Consider the following 22,926-nt stretch of genomic DNA (forward strand, 5'->3'; position numbering starts at 1 on the left):
TTGCGAAGGTCGGTAGGTGATGACCAGACACGAAATTTATTGAGTGTTCGACTCCTATTATCGCACCATTTAAATCAAGCGCTTATCTGAATTTTAAGTAAACTACTTTCTCCTCTTGTGCCGTATTTGGCATCCGCCGGCCTTTGTGCTGATGATCGATACGCTTTGGTACTCGAAATAACGGGGTCCGCCATTCGCTGTGGAACCCGCAAGATATCAATGACCTATGCGTGCCTGATGCTCGGGAGAGCAATATTCGCCGACGATTTTAATCGTTTCAAGCGCCAGCGCTATCTGCCGCCGGGCCGTAGCCGTAGCTTAAGCCCATACAATCGAGCCCAAGCGCGGACACTTCGAGTTCTGATTGACCCAGATAACGTTCTTGCATTGATTAATTGTCTCTTTTATCGCGTCTTAAACGTCCAGTTTTCGACCAGTCAACCATTCAATTCTGGCGGGATCGCGGTGGGAGAAGAAAGCACTTGTTGCGGTATCGATAGCGGTAATCTGCAGCATATCTTCATCACTCAGTTCAAAATCGAGAATGTTAAGGTTCTCTTCCATGCGTTCTTTTCGCACCGTTTTTGCCAGCGAAACAATGCCTCGTTGGAAGATCCACCGCAGCACAACCTGTCCAACGCTTTTACCGTACTTCTGGCCAATCGCTGTTAACATGGGATGCTCAAACAGACCATTTTTACCTTCTGCAAACGGTGCCCAAGCTTCCGGCTGAATGCCATGGCTTTGATTCCATGGAACCGCATGCAACTGCTGGTTGAAGGGGTTAACTTCAATCTGGTTCACCGCAGGGCAAACCTTGTTGAAGGCAATGAGATCGGCCAGTCGGTCAGGATGGAAATTGCTGACACCAATGGCGCGAATTTTGCCTGCCTGCTGAAGTTCTTCCATAGCACGCCATGCCCCATGGACATCGCCGTAAGGCTGGTGAATTAGATACAGATCGACGTAATCAAGTTGCAGCCGATTCAGGGAGCGTTCGAACTGTGCTTTAGCGCCTTCGTAGTTAGTATCCTGCAGCCATAGTTTGGTCGTTACAAAGAGCTCGTTACGGGTGATACCGCTTTGTTTCAGCGCATTCCCGACCTGGGTTTCATTCTGATAAGACGCGGCGGTATCAATCAGACGGTATCCCGTATCGATGGCATCAATAACGGCTCTTTCGCATTCAGCGGCATCAGACATCTGAAACACACCAAAGCCCAACAGGGGCATTTCAATACCGTTGTTCAGTTTTACAGTTTGCATGACGTTATCCTTTGGTCGTTGAGTAGGAAAAGGATAGCGCAAAGTGATTTATTCAATTAGATGGGGTAATTAGCTAGGGTTTATTAGATTTGTTCATTAATAAGGGGCTCAAGGTCGGCTTTGTGCCAGGTGCGGACGTTTCAGAAGCTAGCTCTTTTTATCAAAAGCCTTTTTCGGCGGCTACGCCTGGGGGGGCTCGCACTGGTGAAAAGATGTTGGAGTGAGCTGGCAATCAGGCGTGTCATTCCCGCCTGAGGCTGTAAACTGTAGTACAGATATCTCGAGAGAAGGAACACCATGGAGCAATTAGCAAGCGGCTATCGTCTGCGGTACGCCTCAGCAGAGGACTTCGCGGCGCTCAACGCCATTGAACAGGCGGCAGCGCGCATTTTCCCGGCTGGATTCCTGCCGGATAAGGTGCTCGACGAGAAGCTGCCCTTTAGTGTGCTGGAACAGGCACGCCAACAGGACATGCTGTGGCTGGTGCAATGCGCTGATGGCACGCCGGTGGGCTATGTGATGATGGAAAGCCTGGATGGGCTGACGCTGCTTGCGCAGATTGATGTACAACCGGCACACGGCCGCCAGGGGCTGGGGGCCGCACTTATCCGGCACGCGCTCAGCCAGGTGCCGGGCAGCGAGGTCTGGCTCACCACCTTTACCAACGTACCGTGGAACGCGCCATTTTATCAGAAACTAGGGTTTGTTGTTGTCGATGAGGCCTGCGCGCCTGATGCCATTGTCAAGACTCTGGCCGCAGAGCGCGCTTGCGGCTTGCAACATCGCGTGGCGATGCGGCTCACCCGGCCCGAAAGCGACGGGTAAAAAGCGCACAGGCTCGTGCTATGAAGCAGCGTTAACCCCACATCACCGTCGGGAAGTACAGCCAGCAGTTGCGTCAGGTGTAGAAAGTGGCGTCTGAAATAGCATGCTTGCGGCAGAGTTCTCGGGCCGTCCCCTGGCTTCGGCCCCGCGGAGAATACTGATGATCTGTTCGTCGGAAAATCGTTTCTTCATAGGGATGTCCTCATGTCACTGATGAAGGCATTACTAACATCGCGGTGTAGTAATAAATGGGGGCAGGTCAATTTTAGTTACTCACCTTCATTGAATATGTTTTAACACTCTGGCGGGTATCCCACCGGCTATAACCCTGTCAGGGATATCACGGGTCACGACGCTACCTGCGGCAATAACAACATCATTGCCAATCTTTACTCCTGGAAGAATGACCGATTTACCTCCAACCCAGACGCGGTCACCGATGATCACCGGCTGTACATACTCAATTCCGGTGCTTCGGTGCCCGGGGTTGATGGGATGATTGACGGTATAAATATTCACCTGAGGACCCAACTGGACATCATTCCCGATAATAACGTCAGTGAGATCAAGGATGACACAGTCAAAATTACAGTAAAAATTGTTTCCCGCCCGGATGTTATACCCTCTGCTACAGTGGAAAGGCGCGGTGACAGAGGCACCTTCCCCACATTCAGGTAGCAGCTTTTTCATCAGTTGCAGGCGGGAAACTGTATCAGCGGGATCTGTATGGTTAAAACGATGAAGGAGCGATTTTGTTCGCAGAGAATCTGCTTTTATGGCGGGTTCAGAAGGGAAAAAATAATCCCCGTCTTTAAGATAGACACGTTCCATCTCGACGTCAGCGGAGGGAGAAGATTTTTCGGTCATTAACTCTGTTTCCTCTGTATTCAACGTATAATCGGCGGGAAAAATTTCGTGAACATATGAGTTCAACCGCTTTGTGTCAGAAGCTGCATTACTGAGCCCGCGCTTCATTAATTACTAAGGTCAGGTCAATATGTTCTCAATAATGTCCTGCATCTCATGACTTTCCGGAAGATTGTCTTTTTTGCCAGTGTGAGCCTGTATTAACCAGTATATTATTAAACTTAATGCGGGTCGTAGTCTGTACTGCGGTACCTGCCGGACGCGCATGATGGAATTGGCCAGGCCGTTGACAACCTGAGGAAGAACGCTTACCAGGCATTCCAGTGAATCATCCAGGAAGTAGGCATAATTTTTTTTAAAAACTCCGGATTGCGCTTCTTTGAGATAGAGAACAAGCATTGCTGATAATGCGTTATGTTTATGAGCGTCAAACCACACAGAACTGAGTTTTTCCAGATTGACAGCGTCTTGCTCAAGTCTTTTCATACATACTTGCCCACACATTTTTCCCGCTCTCCTGATCAACATTGTCAAAAGATACCTGCCCGGTACATCGCACGTGTATTATATTTACAGATCTACTATGCTTCATTGTGTACACTTATGCAACATTACGTTTATTTCTTGAGAGTGTGAAATGATTGATTATGACGCCCTGCCTGAACAAAGGCAGGAAGTGATTTACCAGATGCTGCAGCAGACTGGTCGGGTGATTGGCGCTGATATTGCCCGCCAATTGGGCGTGTCTGAACACACGATACGCAGAGATTTACAGGCGATGGTTCGCAAAGGGATGTGTAAAAAGGTCTACGGGGGGGCTGTCAGCCAGTTCAAACAATCCGCAAGTTTTGAAACGCGGGTTATGCACAGCATTGAAGAAAAATCAGGGGTGGCCAGGCGTTGTGCGGAACTTATTAGAACCGGAACCTGTATCTTTATAGACGGGGGGTCAACGTATCTTGCTATGGTCAGCTTCATTCCTGAGGACTACGTTCTCACTATCGTGACAAATTCCCCACAAATAGCAGCAGCACTGAGCGGACGCAAGCAGGGGGAAGTTATTATGCTGGGCGGTAAACTCGATCCACAGACTGGAAGCATTCTGGGATCAGAGCCGATTAATCACGTCAGGGAGATGTTGTTTGACCAGATGTTTATCGGCGTCTGCGGATTAGACCTGCAGGCAGGACTGACTGCGGTTTACTATGAGGATGCCTGCTTCAAAAAAGAAGTAATGCGCCAGAGCAATGAGGTTATCGCTGCGGTCATTGCGGATAAAATGCCCCAGGTCGCCCGGTATAAAGTTGCTTCATGCGAGGATCTTGATGTCGTCGTGGCAAGCAGTCTGACGGATACAGGCTCTCTTAAGCATACAAATATACGGCTGGAAATTGCAGGCTGATATGCACCCTATCTTCGGGAAGGCATGTATTAAGCCTTCCCTTTCATTCCCGTCAGGATTGTAGCGCAAGCAGTTGGTTGATGGTTTCCATTACCGCACTGTCATCGTTGGTTCCAGTGACAAAACGAGCCGCGTTCTTCACTTCTTCAAAAGCATTTCGCATGGCAAAGCTATATTCTGCCTGGGCCAGAAGTTCCAGATCATTGTACCCGTCACCAAAGGCCATTGTTTCTTCCGGACTGACATTCAGGATTTCCTGAAGTTTTTGTACGGTGCTCCCCTTGTGCACGCCATAACCGGCAATGTCGATCCATGAGGCTTCAGACACCACAATGTACACATCATCCTCAAATGGACTCAGGTGCGGGCGAGTTTGCGGGCAGTTTCCTGCCTCATCAAAAACAGTGATTTTGACAAAATCACTGTCGACCCTGTCAAAGTCCACGGTCTCTATCATTCGGGCATAGGAGCGTCTTACTTTATCCTTTAGATGCTGCGGAACATCAGAACGTACAATTGCGCCTTCCGGAGTACAGGCAATAATGACATGCGTGGAGCTAACTTCCTCAAGCGTGTTAATGATTGTCAGGCCTGTAGCATTATCAATTAGTGACTGAAAGGCAAAATGACCCTTATGTTTGATGCGTGTAGCGCTATCGCCCACTATCCAGATATCTTTGCTTAATTCCCCGAAAAGCTCTTCCACCCGCTCGCATTGCTTACCGGTACATGCAGCAAAATGCACCCCGTGGGACAACATATTCGCCCACGTTTTGGCAAATAAATCACGGTCATAGTCCCCACGGCTGTTTAAAAATGTGCCATCAAGATCCGTAATAATCAGCTTTATCATGCTTCCTCCTTACTACCTAGTCATCAATAGTCGTTTTGAACAAATAAATCTGAGCGCTTACACGTTACGTAACTCAAAGTATCACCTCATGATAGATCATGCAAAGTTACGTTTATTTATGTTCATTTTATTAATGAATAAGCAAGAGATAATGGCCGCTTCTCGCTCAAAGCGGACCTTGGAATTGAAAGCTTAGGGACACCTGACACAATTTTGCATAGTGAAGAAGCGGCCATCGCTAACGATCAGATCTTCAACGTATCAATGACCATCCGCAGGGCAGGGGAGACGTTTCGATGCGGATAATAGAGAAACAATCCTTCCATTCGCAGGCTGTAACGCTGCAACACCCTGATAAGCTTACCGTGTTCTAAATCATCCGCGACCAGTTCAACAGGGACATAGGCTAACCCGAGGCTCAGCCGGGCGGCGGCTGCTTCCATATAGCTGTCAGATAAGGCCCATTGTCCTTCTGGTCGATGGGTTATTTTTTTATCATCCTGATTGAGTTCCCACTGGTATACGCTGGCGTCGGCAAACTGATAGGCGATACAGGGATGCGCTTTTAAATCCGCCGGGGTTTGCGGAAAACCGTCGCGACGACAATGTTCCTGAGTACCCACAATCGCCATCTCCATATCGGGCGTGATGCGCACTGCTACCATGCCCTGGTCAACTTCAGGCCCCAGACGGACGCCGGCATCAGATCTTTCCTCGATGATACCGCCATGGAGATCATGACATTCACACCGTGAAATACGATCTGCATGGCATCCAGATTACTGTGAGTGTCTATGCGTTGACCCGGGAGGTGACCTTCTCATTTTCCGACCTATGTACTCTCACTGCTGATGATGTTTTGTTTTTGTTAAATGTATTTAACGATATTTTGTAATTACGAAATGAAATATTTAAAAACAGCCATTCCTCTAAAAGAAAAATCGCCATATGACGATTTTTAAGTTTTTTTAAATAGCGATTCCCTTCTCCCTTCTCTTTCATTTTTATCATTAAAAAGAATATAAACCTATAATCAAATTAAAAACCAGTGTTTTAGGTTTAAAAAAATGATTTAACCGATATTTACGTTTACTGATGATGTTCGTGATGGTTTTATATTCCAACCAAAAGCGACGGTGCAATACGATGTTCTACCATCCATCGGATCACTGCGCATAGGCACCACTGATATTGAAAATTGGGATATAAAAGAATGTTCAAGAAAACTTTAATCGCAGCGGCAATCGTATTTTCTGGCGCAGCAATGGCAGCGGAAAGCACCGGCGTAGCAGGGGGAACCATCACGTTTAATGGTTCTGTCTCCGACACCACCTGTGATGTGACAACCAATAATGGTTCCGATTTCACCGTAAATCTGGCACCGATCACACTTACCGATGTGACTAGTTCCACGGGTATCGTTACCGCCAACAGCAAAAATTTCACTATGAACCTGAAAAACTGCTCCGCAGCGGATGCAGATACTCAGACTCTGAAAATCACCTTCACCAGCAGCAACCTGTCTGATGATGGCAAATACCTGAAAAACTACAGCGCCAACGGTGCAGAAGGCGTGGGTATTGCTCTGACCTCTGACGGCTCCACCGCTGTACCGTTTGAAACGGCATTCAATACCGGCCTGACCTCCGCAGACGCATCTAGTGCTGACGGCGTTACGCTGACTATGCACGCTAACTACTACAACTTCGGCGGCGCTGCAGCGACCACCGGTAAAGTGGTTACCGATGCAACCTATTCTTTTAGCTACGATTAATAACATCAGCCGGGGTATCAACCCCGGCCCTTAAGATCATGAAAAAATTAATAGTGTTTCTCTTCGCCGCCCTCGTTTCACAAACGGTCGCCGCCAGCGTCGTCATTAATCAGACCCGCGTGATCTATCCTGCCGAAACAAAATTTGTTTCGGTACAACTCGTTAATGACAGTGATAAAACCCACCTGGTACAGTCCTGGCTGGATAACGGTGATGCATCCGCTGCACCTGAAAAGATCAAGGTGCCGTTTTCTCTGATGCCTCCGGTGGTCAAAATGAGTGCTCATAGCGGACAAACGTTGAAAATTGCCGCGACAAATACCCAGACACTGCCTGCTGATAGAGAAAGCGTATTCTGGCTTAACGTATTGGACGTTCCGCCAACGCCGGAAGATGCCAATGAAAACTACCTCCAGGTGGCGATTCGTAACCGCATTAAAGTCTTTTATCGTCCGACCTCACTGGAACCACTGGATAGTAAAACGATCGAAAAAGTCTTGATTTCTACATCGGGCGGTCGAACCTGCCTGAAAAATGATTCGCCGTACTATCTAACCATCCCTCAGGTTGTCAGCTGGCAGGGCGGTCAGTTAAAGCAGGTCAGAAAAGACAATTTACTCTCCGATACCGTGTTTATTCAGCCGTTCGGCTGTGTACTCGTATCCGACAAAGTCCACTCCGGTGGACAGTATCGTATAACTTGGCTTGATGATTACGGTACTAAACGCTTCAGCCTACTTAATAAATCGTAATTACTGCTGATACCAGGTTCTATTCTGATGAAGAACAGTTTTCTGTTTTGTAAAAGCCTGTTAGTTCATTCCGTCAGCCTCGCTTTATGTTCTTCTTTTGGGGCGTACGGCGAAACGTTCAACAGTAGCCTGCTGGTCGGTAATTCCGCGGATATGGATTGGAGTAATACAAAACTGGTGATGACCCCAGGTACGTACGATCTTGATATCTATGTGAACAATGCATGGCGCGGCAAATTCGCGATGACGATTGCCAACGATGATAAAACGACGGTACAGATCTCACGAGATGATGTGTCATTGCTGGGAATTAGCGACCTGGACGCCGCGGTTGAAGCTGCGCCAGTGCGTCTGATCGATATCAATGCGTTACTGCACGGCGGGAAAAGCAAACTGACGCCGGGCGAGCTGCGTCTGGATCTGGAAGTGCCGCAGGCCTACGTGATCACCGAGAACCGTAACTGGGTTTCCCCGCAGAAATGGGACCAGGGTATCAACGGCATTTATACCAATTACAACGTAAACTACTACAACTTTCACGGCCTGAGCGAAGGATATACCAACAGCGATAACGTTTATCTGTCACTGAACAGCGGCTTGAACCTATCCAGCTGGCACTTCATCGACAATTCAACGTGGATGCGTTACAGCTGCCTCGGTAAAAGCTATTGGGTCAATACAACCCGTTATCTGGAGAAGCCGATTGCGCCGATTGGCGCACTAATGCGCGTTGGCCGTGCTTATACCACCTCAGACTACTTTGATACCGTGCGCTTTCGTGGCCTGACGCTCAACAAAAGTCGCCAGATGTTGCCCGACAGCGAACGAGTCTATATGCCTGTGATTAACGGCATTGCCACCAGTTCTGCGGTCGTGAGCGTATATCAGGACGGGCATATTATTCATCAGCTCACGGTTCCTGCTGGTCCGTTTTCAATCAGAGATTTAATGCCAACCGGTTCGCGAGGCGATCTCTCTGTGGAAGTGAAAAACAACGGCGGGAATACCGAGCGTTTTGTGGTGCCTTTTTCTTCTATTCCTGACATGCTTCGTCCGGGGACCAGCGACTATCAGTTCAACATTGGTGAAGTGGATATGCGTGGTATCAACGACCATAGTAGCTTCGCTCAACTCAGCTATTCGCGGGGGATCAACAACTATGTGACCGCCACCGCGGGAAGCATCTGGAATGCCGACTATCGTTCATTTCTGGTTGGCGGCGCGCTGTCTCTTCCCTACGCAGGGTCGCTCTCGGCATCCGCTGAGACATCACAATATAAATTGCCGGGAGAGAGTCAGCGCCATGGTGAAAAATATTCACTCTCGTGGAGTAAATTTTTCCCGACCAAAACTAACCTGACGCTAGCCTCCTATTACTACCGGACACAGGATTACGCCTCGTTCAGCGATTATATTCTGACCCGTGCCAACATCGCGGACTACGGTGGTACGAATACCTCAACGCAGAATAGCAAACAGGCTTTCAGCGCCAATATTAATCAGCCGCTGCCGGATAATTTTGGCCGCCTTATGCTATCGGCGTACTGGCGTGATTACTGGCGCGGTCAAAAAACCAGCCGTCAATATAACCTGACCTGGAGTAACGTCTTTAATAGCGTGAACTACTCCGTTTCACTGCGTCGCTCTGAGGTTTCGCAGTCTTACTACGACTATGAAACGAATAACGAAGGTAACGTAGTCAGTTCGCTGCGTTCGCGGGGGAATACGGAAAATAATCTTTATTTATCGGTTACTATCCCGATGTCTATCTTTGGGACTCCGGGCAGCGTCGCGACACATGCCAGCGTCCAGAAGGGGCAGTATACTTCGTCTGATGTCAGTTTGAGCGGCAGCGCACAAAATGTTGATTATAGCCTGATGCTTGCACACGATCGTGATGGCAATTCACGGTCTGCTGATTTGTATACCTCCTGGAAAAATAGTCTCACCAGCCTTAACACCGGGCTAAGTATGGCCCGCGAATATCGTCAAACCAGCTTCGGCGCGAGTGGCAATATTCTGGCGTGGCAGGGTGGGGTGATAGCCTCGCCGAATACCGGGCGGAACTTTGTCATTCTTGAAGCCCCCGGTGTAGAAAATGCTGTGGTAAACGGTGACCCATCCACACGAACCAATAGCCACGGTATTGCCCTGGTCACCAGCGCTACGCCGTATCGACAAAATAACTTCCATCTCGAACAGGATGGAACTAAAAGCAGCGATGTGGATTTACTGGGCAACCTGCTGAATATTGCCCCATACGAAGGTAGCATCACTTATCTGAAATACAAAACAGATACCCGTAAGGTATTTATGTTGGATGTTCAGGACAGCAACGGCGACCAGTTACCGTTCGGTGCGCTGGTTTCAGATAACCAGAATCAAGAGCTGGGTTATGTATCTCAGGGGAGTCAGATGTTTATTAAATCTGACACGATGCCAGATACGATTCGTATTAATACCAGCAAAGGCAAATTAAAGCGTAGCTGCGTTATTAAACAACCAAAAGAAAATGCCACCAATATCTGCCGATAACCTGACATGAGTAATGATATCAACATGAGAAAAAACTTATTTATTATCGTGGCTATTTTAAGTTTTATATTTATCCCACTGCATGATGCCAATGCGGCGGCAGATGTTCAGGCCCGAGCGGTAACTGGCGATACTTGCCGGAATAGCGGTATTCTTTTTAACAGCGTTGCCGAGGCGGATAAATCGTTAAATCTTTCTTCTGAGTTTATGACCTCAAACGTCGTCGAGAAAACCTACACCACAAGCTGGTCTGGCAGTATGACCTGTGTTTATGGGAATGTTGGTATCGGCGGACTGTTGCAGGATCATCTCTATTATTTCACCGGTTTCAATAGCAACCCGGTGTATCTGAACTTTAATAGCGCAGATGGTGAGAATAGCTATTGGATTAAAGTGACGGCGCAAATCACCGGTGATACCAAAGTTACCGTCAGTGGTATCGTTGGTATTCACTCGATAGCCTACCAGACACAATATACCGTGCGCGCGGAGCTGTTGACCACTCCACCAACGGGGGTGTCTACCTATACTAAAACCACGTATAACGGCGCGCTGAGCGTCATTCCCGCCGTGATGAGCGGTACCGGTTCTGGCAGTGATAGCCCGTTACTGTCCAGTAAGACCTACGCCTATCGTGCGTGGAATAACATGATGTCGGACACCGCTCGCAAAAGCTGGGATACCGATCATTTTATTGCCTACGAGAAACTTACTATTCAGTTTGAACCAAAAGAGACTACCTGCAATATGACGCATAATATGACGGTAAAATTACCGCCAGCATCACTGAATATGCTAAAAATAAACGGCAAAGCCAATGGGGCTGATTTCACTATCCCCTTAAAATGTGGCAACCTTGCAGGTGTTAAAACGGCGACGAGGAACGTTAAAGCTTGGCTGTCCAGCAACGATTTGCTCACAACTGACACCAGCTATCAAGTTATGGTTAATGATGAAACAACCGCTGGTGGCGTTGGTATTGCCATTCGCAGTCGCTATTTTTTGGGCGATTATGAAGAAGTTAAAATATCCAGTAGTAATGATATGGAAAACGCCACGCAAATTCTTGATATCGCCAAGGACGATGACATTCAGGATATTCAATATATTTATCTGCATGCTTATTACAAAGTCTATAAAGCTTCCGCGCTAAGTACCGGCACAGTTGTGGCGACGGCACAAATTATGCTTGGTTACGATTAGGTCATTATTTATCTAAGTTTATCTATTTTTGAATGGCGTGAAAGGTTGTCATGAAGATATCAATTCAGACTGTACTTAATTTATTGCACAATATTATTGCTCCAGTTTCTACGGATCTGGTTAATCACTTACAAAGAACGGCGATTATCACTTATTATTTGAGCCGTCATGCCCGGCTTGATCAACAGTCCGTCAGTACGGCATTTCTGGCCGGTATGCTTCATGATATTGGTGCACTCAGCAAAGATCGCGCCAGGCTCACCGTCGGCAGCGAAGACTTTCTTGATAACCATGAACAACTGGGGAGAACGATGACATCAGGGATCCGTTTCCTCAGCCCGGTCACGCCGATCCTGGAAAACCACCATGTGAAGTGGTCCGATACTAACGACGAAAACCTGCCGCTGGTGAACCATCTTGTGCATATGGCAGACTCGTTCGAACTTTTTCTGCGCACGATTAAAGGCGACTTTATTGCTCAGCGTGAACAGATTATTACGCAGTTTTTCCTCCTTCCCGAGCAGTGGCCCGAAACGCTGAGCAATGCACTAAAGGAATCCAGCAACGAGGACGGCTTCTGGTTCCGGCTTGGCAACCCCATGCTGCCTCAGGTACTGAACGCCATCAGCCCGCTACACGACCAGATGCTCGATCATCATGACTTTCTGGAGGTGTGCCAGCTGATTTCCAGAATTGTGGATACCCACAGCAGCTTTACTCGCACCCATAGCACCAGCGTGGCCCATGTCGCCGCACGCTTAGCTGAGCTGTACGGTTACGATCGCGATATGCAGGAAAAAATATGTATTGCTGGCTACCTTCACGATATCGGCAAGCTTTTTACACCGCTCAGTATTCTGGAAAAAAGAGGTAAACTCGAAAACGATGAGTACGCGATGATGAAACAGCACAGCTATAAAACGCTGGTTATGCTCAACCCGATACCAGAGCTTGGCAACATTGTGCACTGGGCTGCGAACCATCACGAGCGGTTGGACGGCAGCGGCTACCCTTTCAGGCTTACGGCGGCCTCGCTCGATATGCCTTCGCGCATTCTCGCCGTCGCGGATGTTTTTACTGCTATGACAGAGAACCGCCCTTACCGACAAGGCATGCAAAGTGAGAAAGCGCTGGCCATACTCCGTGAAGAGGCGGCGAATTATAGGTTGGATCGGGACATCGTGGTATTACTAGACCATAATATTGCCACTGTGAAGCCACTTGTCGCAATGTATTGAGTCTGTAAGAACAGAAAATGAAATATTTGATTGCCAATAAAGTTGTCTACGATACGGAAAGCGGGGAGCTGAACATTCCTGATGGCGAGCTTACTGAAAGCAAAAAGCTCACGCATACGGCGAACCGGATCCTGTCACTGCTTATCGCCTCACCCGGTGAAGTACTTGAACGCCAGTATCTGCTTGAGCAGGTATGGGAGTCGGTCGGCCACACCAGCTCAAGTTCATCGTTAAATCAGTACATCAGCATTTTGCGCAAAACGCTGACTTCGTTTACTGATATTGAAGAGTCAATTATTGTTGTCCCGAAAGTGGGTTTTTTCTTTTCTGCGGATATCGACATTCAGCGAATTGATGAGGTCGATGAGCTACCGGGCCGGGCCGAACCTAAACCAGTCTATACGGCAAAGAAATCCTTACCGCTAAAATATGTGTTCGCCACCGTCACCGTGATTGTGCTTCTCATCGCTAACCTGTGGGTCTGGTATCCCTCGCAGAAGAATGAGCGCTATTCCAATCTGGCATTCATGGGGAACTTAGAAAAATGCACTATCAGCACCTACGAACATGTTTCAGCAGATACACGGAAAAGAATACTGGAAGTGCTGAGAATCGCCGAACCAAATTTAAATGAGAAATGCCTTAAGCACCCGACACAGTTGATGGTGAATATCCAACCAAGCGTGTTTTACGGTAGCCGCGGACGGATTTTTTATTCTTTGTGTTCTTTGGATTCAGAGGTCGGTGAGCTGACCTATTGTGAAAACCATTACGCATTTAACTGGGAAATGAAATGAAGTTTGCACTAACACTGTCTGCGGTGATAGCCACTTTAACGGCTACATTTTTATGGGGATTGATGGACCATTCTTCGTCCTATTTAGATGACCGTTGCTTTGCGAACTTCACCTACACCGATAGTACCGACAGCAACGCTTTCAGCTTCAAAGGTAATATTGTTTTTGAAATGTCTAAAAATAAAACAGGGCAATTTAATTTATCCGGCGATATGGGATATCACGGGAACAATTATACTTTATCCCGTTACGTAAAATTCACTTATACAAACAGCAAAGACAACTCCTACAGAGTGAAAGTACTTTCTCAGGAAACTATGGCCCACGATAATGTCCCGACCGACTTATCTCCGCTCGCCATTAAAATATTTTTTCTCAGCGGTGAATATTCAATGCATATAACGAAAAATGATAATAACTTTATCACTATCGGTAATGCGCTCTCACCGCTGATGAATTGCGTCATTCAGTCCTGATGTTCGTTCAACATCACAAGGAAGTTTTTGTGCAGCAAGAAATCAAAAAATCAAATTGCGTTAATTGTTCCAAATGCGGCTTTGCGGCCGCTTGCCAGTCGTATCTTTTCGACCGGCAGGAGCCTATGTTTATTAACGATCTGTCGCGTAAAAAAAGAGTGGCAAAAAACGAGTATATTTATCAAAGTGGCACGCCAGTTCGCGCATTGTATGCACTGAGGCGCGGTATTGCGAAGGTTTATGATGCGCAAAATACGCTACAGGGTGTCATCTTTCCCGGCCAGGTTGTGGGCGTGGATGAGCTGTTTGCCAGCCACTATCAGTACAGTGTCCAGGCCGCCACTGAGGTAGAAGTTTGTGAGCTGCAAAACCGTCACTTTTATCAGATTAGTCAGATCACACAAGACTTTACCCATCTGATTATTCATATCCTTTCACGCTCCGCTAAAGAAAAGCAGCGGTTAATTAGCGTGCTGGTAAAACCCGACGGGTTACAGAAGGTAAGCGACTTCATCCAGCTAATGGCAGATACGCGTAAAGAATATGGTTTTGACCACCACGATTTTGAACTTCCGCTGAACAAAAAAGAGTTAGCGCAACTGTTGGGGATTTCACAATCGACGCTGGCGCGGGCGCTTGATACTCTGGTTGAGCAGCAAATCATCGCGGTAAATAAGAAAGAGATTACCTTACTGTAGAAATCATCACGTGGTGGGCAAAGCCTGCTTCTTCCCACCGCACTCCCACCATTTTATAACTGACCCGGCAACGCCCCGCCTTGTCGCATGAGCAAGCTCACCTAAACATGAGGAAGTGGTATTCGGATTGAATTGGGGATTATCATCGGTTCCGAAAAGTCCATCGCTGGCGCACGATGCTATCACCGGCGGTAAAACGTGGGCGTTTTGTCTCGTGGGGAATCGGTAACATACAGTCGGCAGGCATGACTGCCGCTAGCGGATTGGCGCAGTAACAAGGCAGTGATGCGTTCACACCGGCCTGTCATCTCTGATGTTGTCACACTCAAAATACAGCGAGCTTGCCTCCAGACGGTTTCCATCTTTTCTCTGTGCATACATCTACGGAGATGGATATCTCGCTGTAACAGTTGGATTTTTTCTGAATATAAAGTTTAAATTACCAGGTTGATATGGAAATGTTATTTTATTGAAAATATAAACCTCTGGTTTGTTTTTATTGTCGTCATATGAAGTATAAATACCAATTTTTTATTTATTTGAAAACAACCTCTTGAATAAATGAATGTTGTGGGTAGTATGGTATTTGTCCTGTTGAGATTGAGGCGATGATAATGAGGGATATATTAAGCATTGCAGTTGCTATAATTTTTTTAGTTAATGCGCCGGTTTATGCAGGGAAAATTTACCTATCCGGAATGGTGGTCGATAATGCAGCCTCGGCAAGGCACCAATGCGTGGAACAAGCATTGAAGTTCGGTGTTGGACATATCTGTCACAGTAAACAAGGTGCCAGTATTATGGCTACAATTAAACATGTCACCGTCACCTTTCAGAACAAGCTAATTCAAGCTCGGGTTGTGACGTTAAATTATTCATAATTATCTGGCCTTATTAAAAAAGGCGAGACTATAAAATCTGTTATAATTAATATCTCCCTGCTGCAATGTTAACCATCACCTTGTTTTTAGTGACATCGGTATCCGTTTTGCCTATCTAACCAGCTTGCCTCAACGCTCAAATTTGCGGCCAGAGCCATTATCCCGCAGATAGTTGTGACTAAATGGCGGCACAGTTTTCTGGCTGTTCCGCCTGCGCCATGCTATACGCCATTAACGCGATACACCCCAGCCAACGTATTCCCGCGAAATCGTGACGTGGCGTTTGGTCGGGTCGGATTCGGGGTACTGAGGCGAAAGGTAATGATCCTCTGGCATGAAAATCTCCACCTAAGTTGTGGAAGACCCACTTTTCCCCGTCGTTGACATGGTCCCCCGCGACGATGACACAACCATTACTAATAAAAGGTCCTGCTGATGATATTCATCGGTGAAGTCAATTGTACGTTACGGGTAACAACGAGTAGTTTTATTCCTTAGTGAAAGGCAATAGGCCAGATGATCTAAATACAGGAGTAACCGCTATGGCATTCGTAACCACAAAAGACGGCGTTAATATCTATTTTAAAGACTGGGGCGACAAATCAGCGCAGCCTATCGTATTCCATCATGGATGGCCACTCAGTGCAGATGACTGGGATAACCAGATGCTTTTCTTCCTGGCGCAGGGGTTCCGCGTTATTGCCTTCGATCGTCGCGGTCATGGGCGTTCGGACCAGGTGAGCGAAGGGCATGATATGGATCACTATGCTGCTGATGCATCGGCAGTCGTTGAGCATTTGGATCTGAAAAATGCCGTACATGTGGGTCATTCTACGGGCGGCGGTCAGGTTGCACGCTATGTAGCCAGATATGGTCAGCCACAGGGTCGTGTTGCAAAAGCAGTTCTGATTAGCTCAGTACCACCGCTGATGGTTAAAACCGACAGTAATCCAGGCGGTACGCCGGTTTCTGTCTTTGATGGTTTTCGTCAGGCGCTGGCTGCCAATCGCGCACAGTTCTATCTTGATGTGGCATCCGGGCCGTTCTATGGATTCAACCGCGATGGGGCGGACGTTTCTCAGGGAACCATCAATAACTGGTGGCGTCAGGGAATGATGGGGAGTGCGAAAGCTCATTATGAAGGCATCAAAGCCTTCTCTGAAACGGATCAGACCGACGATCTGAAAGCCATTACGGTACCCGTGCTGGTGATGCAGGGTGACGATGACCAGGTTGTACCCTATAAAAACGCCGCTCTGTTGCAGGACAAATTACTGAGCAACAGTACGTTACGTATCTATCCGGGCTATCCTCACGGAATGCATACCTCGCATGCGGACGTCATTAATGCCGATATTCTGGCGTTTATAAAAGCATAAATCCCGCCGATGGAAGAGCGCATCCAGCGCTCTTCCTGTTCCACCCTCAGGCTGCGGAAATATCAGTGTTCAAATTTTCAACGTCTCAATCACCATCCGCAGGGCAGGGGAAACGTTGCGATGCGGATAATAGAGAAACAGCCCCTCCATTCGTACGCTGTTACGCTGTAAAACCCGAATAAGCGCCCCGCGCTCTAAATCATCGGCGACCAGTTCAACGGGAACATAGGCCAGCCCCAGACCCAGCCGGGCGGCTTCCGCTTCCATATAGCTGTCCGATAAGGCCCACTGTCCCTGCGGCCGGTGAGTCACTTTTTTGCCTTCCAGAATGAGCTCCCACTGGTACACACTTCCGTCGCCAAACTGATAAGCAATACACGGATGCGTGGCCAAGTCCGCGGGCGTTTGTGGAAAGCCGTAGCGACGAAAATGTTCAGGAGTACCCACCACCGCCATCTCCATATCGGGCGTGATACGCACCGCGACCATGCCCTGTCCCACTTCCGGCCCCAGGCGAACGCCCGCATCGAAGCGCTCCTCGATAATGTCGACGAACCGGCTCTCGTTCATCAGCTCGAGACGGATATCAGGGTAGCGTTGTTTAAAGACGGCAAGTTTTGGCAGCAGGCATTTATCAATCGCGTGCTGGCTGGCGTTGATGCGGACCGTACCGGAGGGCGTCTCACGATAGTGCGCCAGCGTGGCCAGCCCAAGATCTAAGGCATTAAACCCGGACTCCGTTTTCTGGTACAGCTGTTCTCCGGCCTGCGTCAGCGACAGCTTACGCGTGGTGCGCACCAGCAGCTGGACGCCCAATCGCGCTTCCAGCTCACGAACCGAACGGCTGACCCCTGATTGCGCCAGCCCCAGCCTCTGGGCCGCAGCGGTAAAACTCCCTTCCCGTACCACCTGCATAAACAGGTACAGCTCGTTGTAGTTCTCCCTTTTCGCCACTGGTATTTCCCCATACTCAATGCCAATTCATAACAATATGGTATTAATCTTAGCAGCTATCGCCCGCTAATCAGCACCTATTCTGCTCACTATAATGAGCCCATCAAAACAAAGCACCGCAGCGTTGTCCGTAGGAGACCTGTACCTCTCTGTTGTTTTTTCTGGGGATTTTTATGAAAACCTTCACCCGAACGCTAAAAACCGCGATGCCTGCCATGCTGCTATTCGCGTCATTAAGTGGAGTCACGACCATGAGCTATGCTGATACAACGAATCCAAATGCGCCCGTTTCCATGACCGATAAATGGGATAAAACGTTCGCTGAAAGCCAGAAAGTCGAGCATCGTAAGGTCTCGTTCCCGAATCGCTATGGCATCACCTTAGTGGGCGATCTCTACCTGCCGAAAGATCGCGGCGATCGCAAGCTGGCGGCGATTGCCGTCAGCGGGCCTTTTGGCGCGGTGAAGGAGCAGTCCAGCGGCCTGTACGCGCAGACGCTGGCCGAGCAGGGGTTTGTGACGCTGGCGTTCGATCCGTCTTACACCGGGGAAAGCGGCGGCTATCCGCGTAACGTTGCTTCGCCGGATATCAACACCGAAGACTTCAGCGCGGCGGTCGATTTCTTAGGGCTGCAAAAAGAGGTCGATCGCAACCGTATCGGGCTGCTCGGTATCTGCGGCTGGGGCGGCATGGCGTTAAATGACGCGGCGATGGATACCCGCGTCAAAGCGGTGGCCACCAGCGTGATGTACGACATGAGCCGGGCGATGGGCCATGGCGTGGGTGAGGGCAAAGACCGCTATTCCACCGCCGATCGTCGCGCGGTACTGCAGTATCTGAATGAACAGCGCTGGAAGGATGCGGAAAACGGCACCTTTGCGCACGGCGGCCATGATATTAACGTTGATAGCAACGGTAACGTCAGCGTGGGCGAGCGTATTCTGCCGGAAACGCTGCCGGCAGATCCGCATCCGGTACTGAAAGAATTCTATGACTACTATCGCATGCCGCGCGGCTTCCACGCGCGTTCGGTTAACTCGACCGGAGCGTGGACGGCAACGATGCCGCTGTCGTTTATGAATATGCCGCTGCTGAGCTACGCCGGTGAAATCACCATCCCGACGCTTATCGTGACCGGCGAAAAGGCCCATTCGCGCTACTTTGCCGAAGATGCCTATAAGGCGGTCGGCAGTAAAGAAAAAGAGCTGGTGATCGTCCCGGGTGCCAACCATGTCGATCTGTACGATAACGCAGCCGGAAAAATTCCGTTTGCTAAGTTTGAACAGTTCTTCCAGACCAACCTGAAATAAAACCTGCCCCTGAACCGACGTAAAGCCACCTGCCGATGGTAGGCGGCTTTACGTCTGACCGCGTGAAATCTGAATATGTCTACATTAAGCCCAACGAATCATCCGCACGCTTACTGGGGCGGTATTTTTGCCATGACTCTGTGCGTCTTCGTGCTGATCGCATCGGAATTTATGCCCGTCAGCCTGCTGACGCCGATTGCCGGTGATTTAGGCGTGTCGGAAGGCCTGGCGGGCCAGGGGATTGCCATCTCCGGCGCGCTGGCGGTCCTGACCAGCCTGAGCCTGTCGACCATCGCCGGAAATATAAACCGCAAATATCTGCTGCTGGGGCTGACGATGCTGATGGCGATCTCGGGGCTGGTTATCGCCCTGGCCTCCAGCTATCTGGTGTATATGGCCGGCCGCGCCATGATTGGCGTGGCGATTGGTGGATTCTGGTCGATGTCGGCGGCAACCGCGATGCGGCTGGTGTCTCCGCATCAGGTGGCGCGCGCGCTGGCGATTTTTAACGGCGGTAATGCGCTGGCGACGGTCGTCGCCGCACCGCTGGGGAGCTATCTGGGCGCCACCGTAGGCTGGCGAGGCGCTTTCCTGTGCCTGGTGCCTGTCGCCGCGGTGGCCTTTATCTGGCAGTGTTTGAGTTTGCCCGCGATGCCCGGCAATAGAGGCCCTGCGTCACGCGGGTCCGTTTTCCGTCTGTTCGCGCGTCCGGCGGTCTCCATCGGCATGCTGGCCTGCGGGCTGTTCTTTATGGGGCAGTTTGCGTTATTTACCTACGTGCGCCCGTTCCTTGAGTCGGTGACGCAGGTGGATTCTTCCGGCCTGTCGCTGATTTTGCTGGTCATTGGCGTCGCGGGGTTTATCGGCACGCTGGTGGTCTCGACATGTCTTAACGCCCGCTTCTACCCAACGCTGATGGCCATTCCCGGCCTGATGGCGGCTATCGCCATCGCCCTGATTCTGGTGGGGCACGTGGTGTGGGCGGTTGCTTTACTGCTCGGCCTGTGGGGCATGCTGGCCACCGCCGCGCCAACGGGATGGTGGACGTGGATTGCGCGCACGCTTGCCAAAGAGGCGGAAGCCGGCGGCGGGCTAATGGTCGCGGTGATTCAGCTCGCGATCGCATTAGGCTCAACGGTGGGCGGGATTGTCTTTGACCATCTTGGCTGGCACATGAGTAGCGTGCTGCTCCTGAGCGCCGTGGTGCTGACGTTTATCACTTCAAGAGCCTCTTAATCCGGTGAAGGCCCGCGCTCCAGAAACGTAGAGAGTGCGATGTAGCTTCTCACCGAGCGAACGCCCTCAAGGCTCTGAATCTCCATCAGAAAATTCTCCAGTGATTCGGTATCGGCGGCCCGCACTTTGATAAAAACGCAGCCGTCGCCGGCAACCGTATGCAGTTCTTCAACTTCCTTGCGGCTAGTGAACTGAAGCAGGGCGCGGGTTGCCTGGTAGCTGCTGGTATCGATCACCAGAAACGTTAACAGCGTCCGTCCCAGCTTGCAGCCGTCCAGTACCGCCACGGTGCCTTTGATGACCCCATCGCGCTTTAGCCGCTTTACGCGATCGTGAACCGCAGGTGCCGATAAATTGACGATCTCACTCAGTTCCGTGTAGCTACGGCCTGCGTCTTCTGCCAGGGCTCCTAATATTTTTCGGTCAATGGCATCCAGTTCTGCTGGTTTATGCCTTGTCTGCCGAATACCATCTTTTTCTTTATCAAATGTGCTCAAAGGGCTTCTCATTCTGAATGAAAGTATGAATATACTTAATTCTACCTAATATTATTAAATCATAAAATAAAGGATGGAGTTGCAATGCCTATCGCACTTTTCGCTCTCGCCATCGGCGCATTTGGCATCGGTCTGACTGAGTTTGTCATCGCCGGGATCCTGCCGCAAATTGCCACAGACTTTAGCGTCAGCATCCCGAAGGCGGGCACGATGGCGACCTCCTACGCGCTTGGTGTCTTTGTCGGCGCCCCGCTGTTAACGGTGATTGGCGCAAGGATTCCTCGTAAGGCTATGCTGATTGCGCTGGCAGGCATTTTTACCGTCGGTAATATCATTACGGCAATTGCTCCGACAATGGAGATAGCTATTGCGGGCCGCATTATCACCTCCTTTAATCACGGGGCCTTTTTTGGCATCGGTTCGATTATTGCTGCGTCGCTGGTGGCGCCAGGCCGTCAGGCTAGCGCCATTGCTTTCATGTTTTCGGGACTGACGCTGGCTAATCTGCTTGGCGTTCCAGCGGGCACCTGGCTTGCTCAAACGTTTAGCTGGCGTCTCGTATTCTGGATGATTGCCGGTATTGGCCTACTGACGATGGCTAGCGTAGCCGTACTGGTTCCGCATATTGCGAAGGGCAAGGCCATTGCCTTACGCCATGAGCTTCGTGCCTTTGTTGACCCACAGGTGCTGCTGGTTATGGGTATCACGATTTTCGGCCCCGCTGCCTTTTTCACCTCCATTACCTATATCGCTCCGATGATGGTTCAGGAGGCCGGATTCTCCGCAGGCGGCGTGGCCGGGCTGATGGTGCTGTTTGGCCTGGGGCTTGCGGTGGGCAACTGGATAGGCGGACGCTTTGCCGATCGCTCTCTGTTCGGTACGCTCTTCGTTACTCTCGCGGCTCAGGGGCTGGTGCTGCTGGTTTTCTGGGCCGGAGTCGAAAACCAATGGATTGCCGGTATCTCCGTCTTCCTGATGGCGGCCTTTGGCTTTGCAACGGTCTCACCGATTCAGAAGCTGGTGATGGAACGCGCCAGCCACGCGGGGGCGCCGACGATGGCGGCATCGGTCAATATCGGCATGTTTAATCTGGGAAATGCGCTCGGCGCATGGGCTGGGGGGATCGCCATCGCAGCCGGTTTTGGTCTGGCTTCACCGAACTGGGCGGGGGCGATTCTGTCATTTATTGCACTGGGCCTTGCTTATCTGGCCTGGAAAAGCGCGCGCAAGGGCTACGGTCTGCCGGTATACGAGTAGCTTACCAGGATAACGAACGTTCACCTGGTTTGGTTAACCTTTGAATCTATGGGTGACATTTCGCTTTAACATCACCCACAAAAGAGGCTACCGCATCCTGTATCACGTTGTTGGTGTTTGTCCGATTGAGGGTGACAAACGCTTTAGTTTGATCCGTTGAAATCTGCCATGTCTGGATGGTCAGCCCCAACTCGGTGGCATAGGTTCCCACCATCGCGGTTGGGCTTATCACGGTATAGGCCATCAGACTGTCGCTTACAGACGGTGAATTTCTATCGATATTCACCACAAATACTTTGTCCGCAAAACCATCTTTGCGGATGTCATACTGGTTGAACTGAGAAGCGCTGGAACCCTTTACGTTTTCGACAACCCAGCATCCCGCGTGAGCGGATACGGAAGCGAGAAGCAGTGCCGATCCAATACCATAGGTTTTTAACATGAGTGATTTCCAATAACTCTTCATCCGCAACGTTGATGAATATGCCATATTTCTCACGACTGTGCCTGTTAACAGTACAAGCCTATCAGCGATGACGGGCTTTTCGACTTAACCCTTAGCGCAATCAGGATAACCACAAAATAATTAATGATATTATGCCGGTTATTTTATAAATAATTATTCTGTGCCGCTTTTCTATTATTTGTTTTTCCTATGGAAGTTGCACCTTAATTGCGCGAGAGTGTGCGTTTACGGTGCGCGATAATATTTCATAAAAATCATCG

General features: G+C 49.6%; 23 protein-coding genes and 2 pseudogenes. 15 read left to right on the forward strand and 10 right to left on the reverse strand.

Going from position 1 to position 22,926, the window contains the following annotated elements:
• Positions 1-280: 280 nt before the first annotated feature.
• A pseudogene (locus tag ACK5JN_RS09725) lies at positions 281-388 on the reverse strand (aldo/keto reductase); the annotation flags it as partial.
• 26 nt (positions 389-414) lie between these two features.
• Entirely contained in the window at positions 415-1,266 is an 852-nt protein-coding gene (locus ACK5JN_RS09730) for an aldo/keto reductase (protein WP_223803972.1), read from the reverse strand.
• 297 nt (positions 1,267-1,563) lie between these two features.
• Here ACK5JN_RS09730 and ACK5JN_RS09735 point away from each other — a divergent pair, with 297 nt between their 5' ends.
• The gene (locus tag ACK5JN_RS09735; protein ID WP_416869987.1) at positions 1,564-2,091 is read left to right on the forward strand and encodes a GNAT family N-acetyltransferase; all 528 of its coding nucleotides are present in this window, start codon (positions 1,564-1,566) and stop codon (positions 2,089-2,091) included.
• Between the two features lie 76 nt (positions 2,092-2,167).
• Here the strand turns inward: ACK5JN_RS09735 and ACK5JN_RS09740 are convergent.
• The 3 genes and pseudogenes from ACK5JN_RS09740 to ACK5JN_RS09750 all read right to left on the reverse strand — a co-directional run.
• Positions 2,168-2,283, reverse strand: a pseudogene (locus ACK5JN_RS09740) (transposase); the annotation flags it as partial.
• Positions 2,284-2,370: 87 nt separating this feature from the next.
• Positions 2,371-2,958: a sugar O-acetyltransferase gene (locus ACK5JN_RS09745; RefSeq protein ID WP_416869988.1), complete on the reverse strand. Its 588-nt coding sequence runs from the start codon at positions 2,956-2,958 to the stop codon at positions 2,371-2,373.
• A gap of 120 nt (positions 2,959-3,078) precedes the next feature.
• Positions 3,079-3,444, reverse strand: a complete 366-nt coding sequence (locus ACK5JN_RS09750; RefSeq protein ID WP_416869989.1) for a hypothetical protein — start codon at positions 3,442-3,444, stop codon at positions 3,079-3,081.
• 151 nt (positions 3,445-3,595) lie between these two features.
• Between ACK5JN_RS09750 and ACK5JN_RS09755 the strand changes: the two genes are divergently transcribed.
• The gene (locus tag ACK5JN_RS09755; protein ID WP_416869990.1) at positions 3,596-4,360 is read left to right on the forward strand and encodes a DeoR/GlpR family DNA-binding transcription regulator; all 765 of its coding nucleotides are present in this window, start codon (positions 3,596-3,598) and stop codon (positions 4,358-4,360) included.
• A 52-nt stretch (positions 4,361-4,412) separates the two neighbouring features.
• Here ACK5JN_RS09755 and ACK5JN_RS09760 read toward each other — a convergent pair whose 3' ends face one another.
• Positions 4,413-5,213, reverse strand: a complete 801-nt coding sequence (locus ACK5JN_RS09760) for a Cof-type HAD-IIB family hydrolase (protein WP_416869991.1) — start codon at positions 5,211-5,213, stop codon at positions 4,413-4,415.
• Positions 5,214-5,458: 245 nt separating this feature from the next.
• Positions 5,459-5,971 (reverse strand): LysR substrate-binding domain-containing protein, encoded by a 513-nt coding sequence (locus tag ACK5JN_RS09765; protein WP_416870089.1) that lies wholly within the window; start codon positions 5,969-5,971, stop codon positions 5,459-5,461.
• 455 nt (positions 5,972-6,426) lie between these two features.
• Between ACK5JN_RS09765 and ACK5JN_RS09770 the strand changes: the two genes are divergently transcribed.
• From ACK5JN_RS09770 to ACK5JN_RS09815, 10 genes are all read left to right on the forward strand, one after another.
• Positions 6,427-6,987, forward strand: a complete 561-nt coding sequence (locus ACK5JN_RS09770; RefSeq protein ID WP_416869992.1) for a fimbrial protein — start codon at positions 6,427-6,429, stop codon at positions 6,985-6,987.
• A gap of 38 nt (positions 6,988-7,025) precedes the next feature.
• The gene (locus ACK5JN_RS09775) at positions 7,026-7,739 is read left to right on the forward strand and encodes a molecular chaperone (RefSeq protein ID WP_416869993.1); all 714 of its coding nucleotides are present in this window, start codon (positions 7,026-7,028) and stop codon (positions 7,737-7,739) included.
• Positions 7,740-7,766: 27 nt separating this feature from the next.
• Positions 7,767-10,274 (forward strand): fimbria/pilus outer membrane usher protein, encoded by a 2,508-nt coding sequence (locus ACK5JN_RS09780; RefSeq protein WP_416869994.1) that lies wholly within the window; start codon positions 7,767-7,769, stop codon positions 10,272-10,274.
• A gap of 24 nt (positions 10,275-10,298) precedes the next feature.
• The gene (locus ACK5JN_RS09785; protein ID WP_416869995.1) at positions 10,299-11,477 is read left to right on the forward strand and encodes a fimbrial protein; all 1,179 of its coding nucleotides are present in this window, start codon (positions 10,299-10,301) and stop codon (positions 11,475-11,477) included.
• 50 nt (positions 11,478-11,527) lie between these two features.
• Positions 11,528-12,715: an HD domain-containing phosphohydrolase gene (locus ACK5JN_RS09790; RefSeq protein WP_416869996.1), complete on the forward strand. Its 1,188-nt coding sequence runs from the start codon at positions 11,528-11,530 to the stop codon at positions 12,713-12,715.
• Positions 12,716-12,732: 17 nt separating this feature from the next.
• Complete coding sequence (locus ACK5JN_RS09795; protein WP_416869997.1) at positions 12,733-13,512, forward strand: winged helix-turn-helix domain-containing protein; 780 nt, start codon at positions 12,733-12,735, stop codon at positions 13,510-13,512.
• Entirely contained in the window at positions 13,509-13,988 is a 480-nt protein-coding gene (locus ACK5JN_RS09800) for a hypothetical protein (RefSeq protein WP_416869998.1), read from the forward strand. Before ACK5JN_RS09795 ends, ACK5JN_RS09800 begins: the two co-directional genes overlap by 4 nt.
• A 29-nt stretch (positions 13,989-14,017) precedes the next feature.
• Positions 14,018-14,686 carry a Crp/Fnr family transcriptional regulator gene (locus ACK5JN_RS09805; RefSeq protein ID WP_416869999.1) on the forward strand — a complete coding sequence of 223 codons (669 nt, stop codon included), beginning with the start codon at positions 14,018-14,020 and terminating at the stop codon, positions 14,684-14,686.
• A gap of 614 nt (positions 14,687-15,300) precedes the next feature.
• Complete coding sequence (locus ACK5JN_RS09810; protein ID WP_416870000.1) at positions 15,301-15,567, forward strand: hypothetical protein; 267 nt, start codon at positions 15,301-15,303, stop codon at positions 15,565-15,567.
• Positions 15,568-16,109: 542 nt separating this feature from the next.
• Positions 16,110-16,946: an alpha/beta fold hydrolase gene (locus ACK5JN_RS09815; protein WP_416870001.1), complete on the forward strand. Its 837-nt coding sequence runs from the start codon at positions 16,110-16,112 to the stop codon at positions 16,944-16,946.
• A gap of 69 nt (positions 16,947-17,015) precedes the next feature.
• Here ACK5JN_RS09815 and ACK5JN_RS09820 read toward each other — a convergent pair whose 3' ends face one another.
• Positions 17,016-17,900 (reverse strand): LysR family transcriptional regulator, encoded by an 885-nt coding sequence (locus ACK5JN_RS09820; RefSeq protein WP_416870002.1) that lies wholly within the window; start codon positions 17,898-17,900, stop codon positions 17,016-17,018.
• 251 nt (positions 17,901-18,151) lie between these two features.
• On the opposite strand from ACK5JN_RS09820, the gene ACK5JN_RS09825 reads away from it, so the two are divergent.
• A complete protein-coding gene (locus ACK5JN_RS09825; RefSeq protein ID WP_416870090.1) occupies positions 18,152-19,210 on the forward strand; it encodes an alpha/beta hydrolase in 1,059 nt (352 codons plus the stop codon).
• A 132-nt stretch (positions 19,211-19,342) separates the two neighbouring features.
• Complete coding sequence (locus tag ACK5JN_RS09830) at positions 19,343-20,446, forward strand: MFS transporter (RefSeq protein ID WP_416870091.1); 1,104 nt, start codon at positions 19,343-19,345, stop codon at positions 20,444-20,446.
• On the opposite strand, the gene ACK5JN_RS09835 is transcribed toward ACK5JN_RS09830, so the two are convergent.
• Positions 20,443-20,943 carry an Lrp/AsnC family transcriptional regulator gene (locus ACK5JN_RS09835; RefSeq protein ID WP_416870003.1) on the reverse strand — a complete coding sequence of 167 codons (501 nt, stop codon included), beginning with the start codon at positions 20,941-20,943 and terminating at the stop codon, positions 20,443-20,445. The two genes, ACK5JN_RS09830 and ACK5JN_RS09835, sit on opposite strands and share 4 nt — an antisense overlap.
• A gap of 84 nt (positions 20,944-21,027) precedes the next feature.
• On the opposite strand from ACK5JN_RS09835, the gene ACK5JN_RS09840 reads away from it, so the two are divergent.
• Positions 21,028-22,200: an MFS transporter gene (locus tag ACK5JN_RS09840; protein ID WP_416870004.1), complete on the forward strand. Its 1,173-nt coding sequence runs from the start codon at positions 21,028-21,030 to the stop codon at positions 22,198-22,200.
• Positions 22,201-22,246: 46 nt separating this feature from the next.
• On the opposite strand, the gene ACK5JN_RS09845 is transcribed toward ACK5JN_RS09840, so the two are convergent.
• Positions 22,247-22,642, reverse strand: a complete 396-nt coding sequence (locus ACK5JN_RS09845) for a hypothetical protein (RefSeq protein WP_416870005.1) — start codon at positions 22,640-22,642, stop codon at positions 22,247-22,249.
• Positions 22,643-22,926: the final 284 nt, after the last annotated feature.

Source organism: Kluyvera sp., from assembly GCF_047971185.1.
Classification (GTDB): Bacteria; Pseudomonadota; Gammaproteobacteria; order Enterobacterales; family Enterobacteriaceae; genus Kluyvera.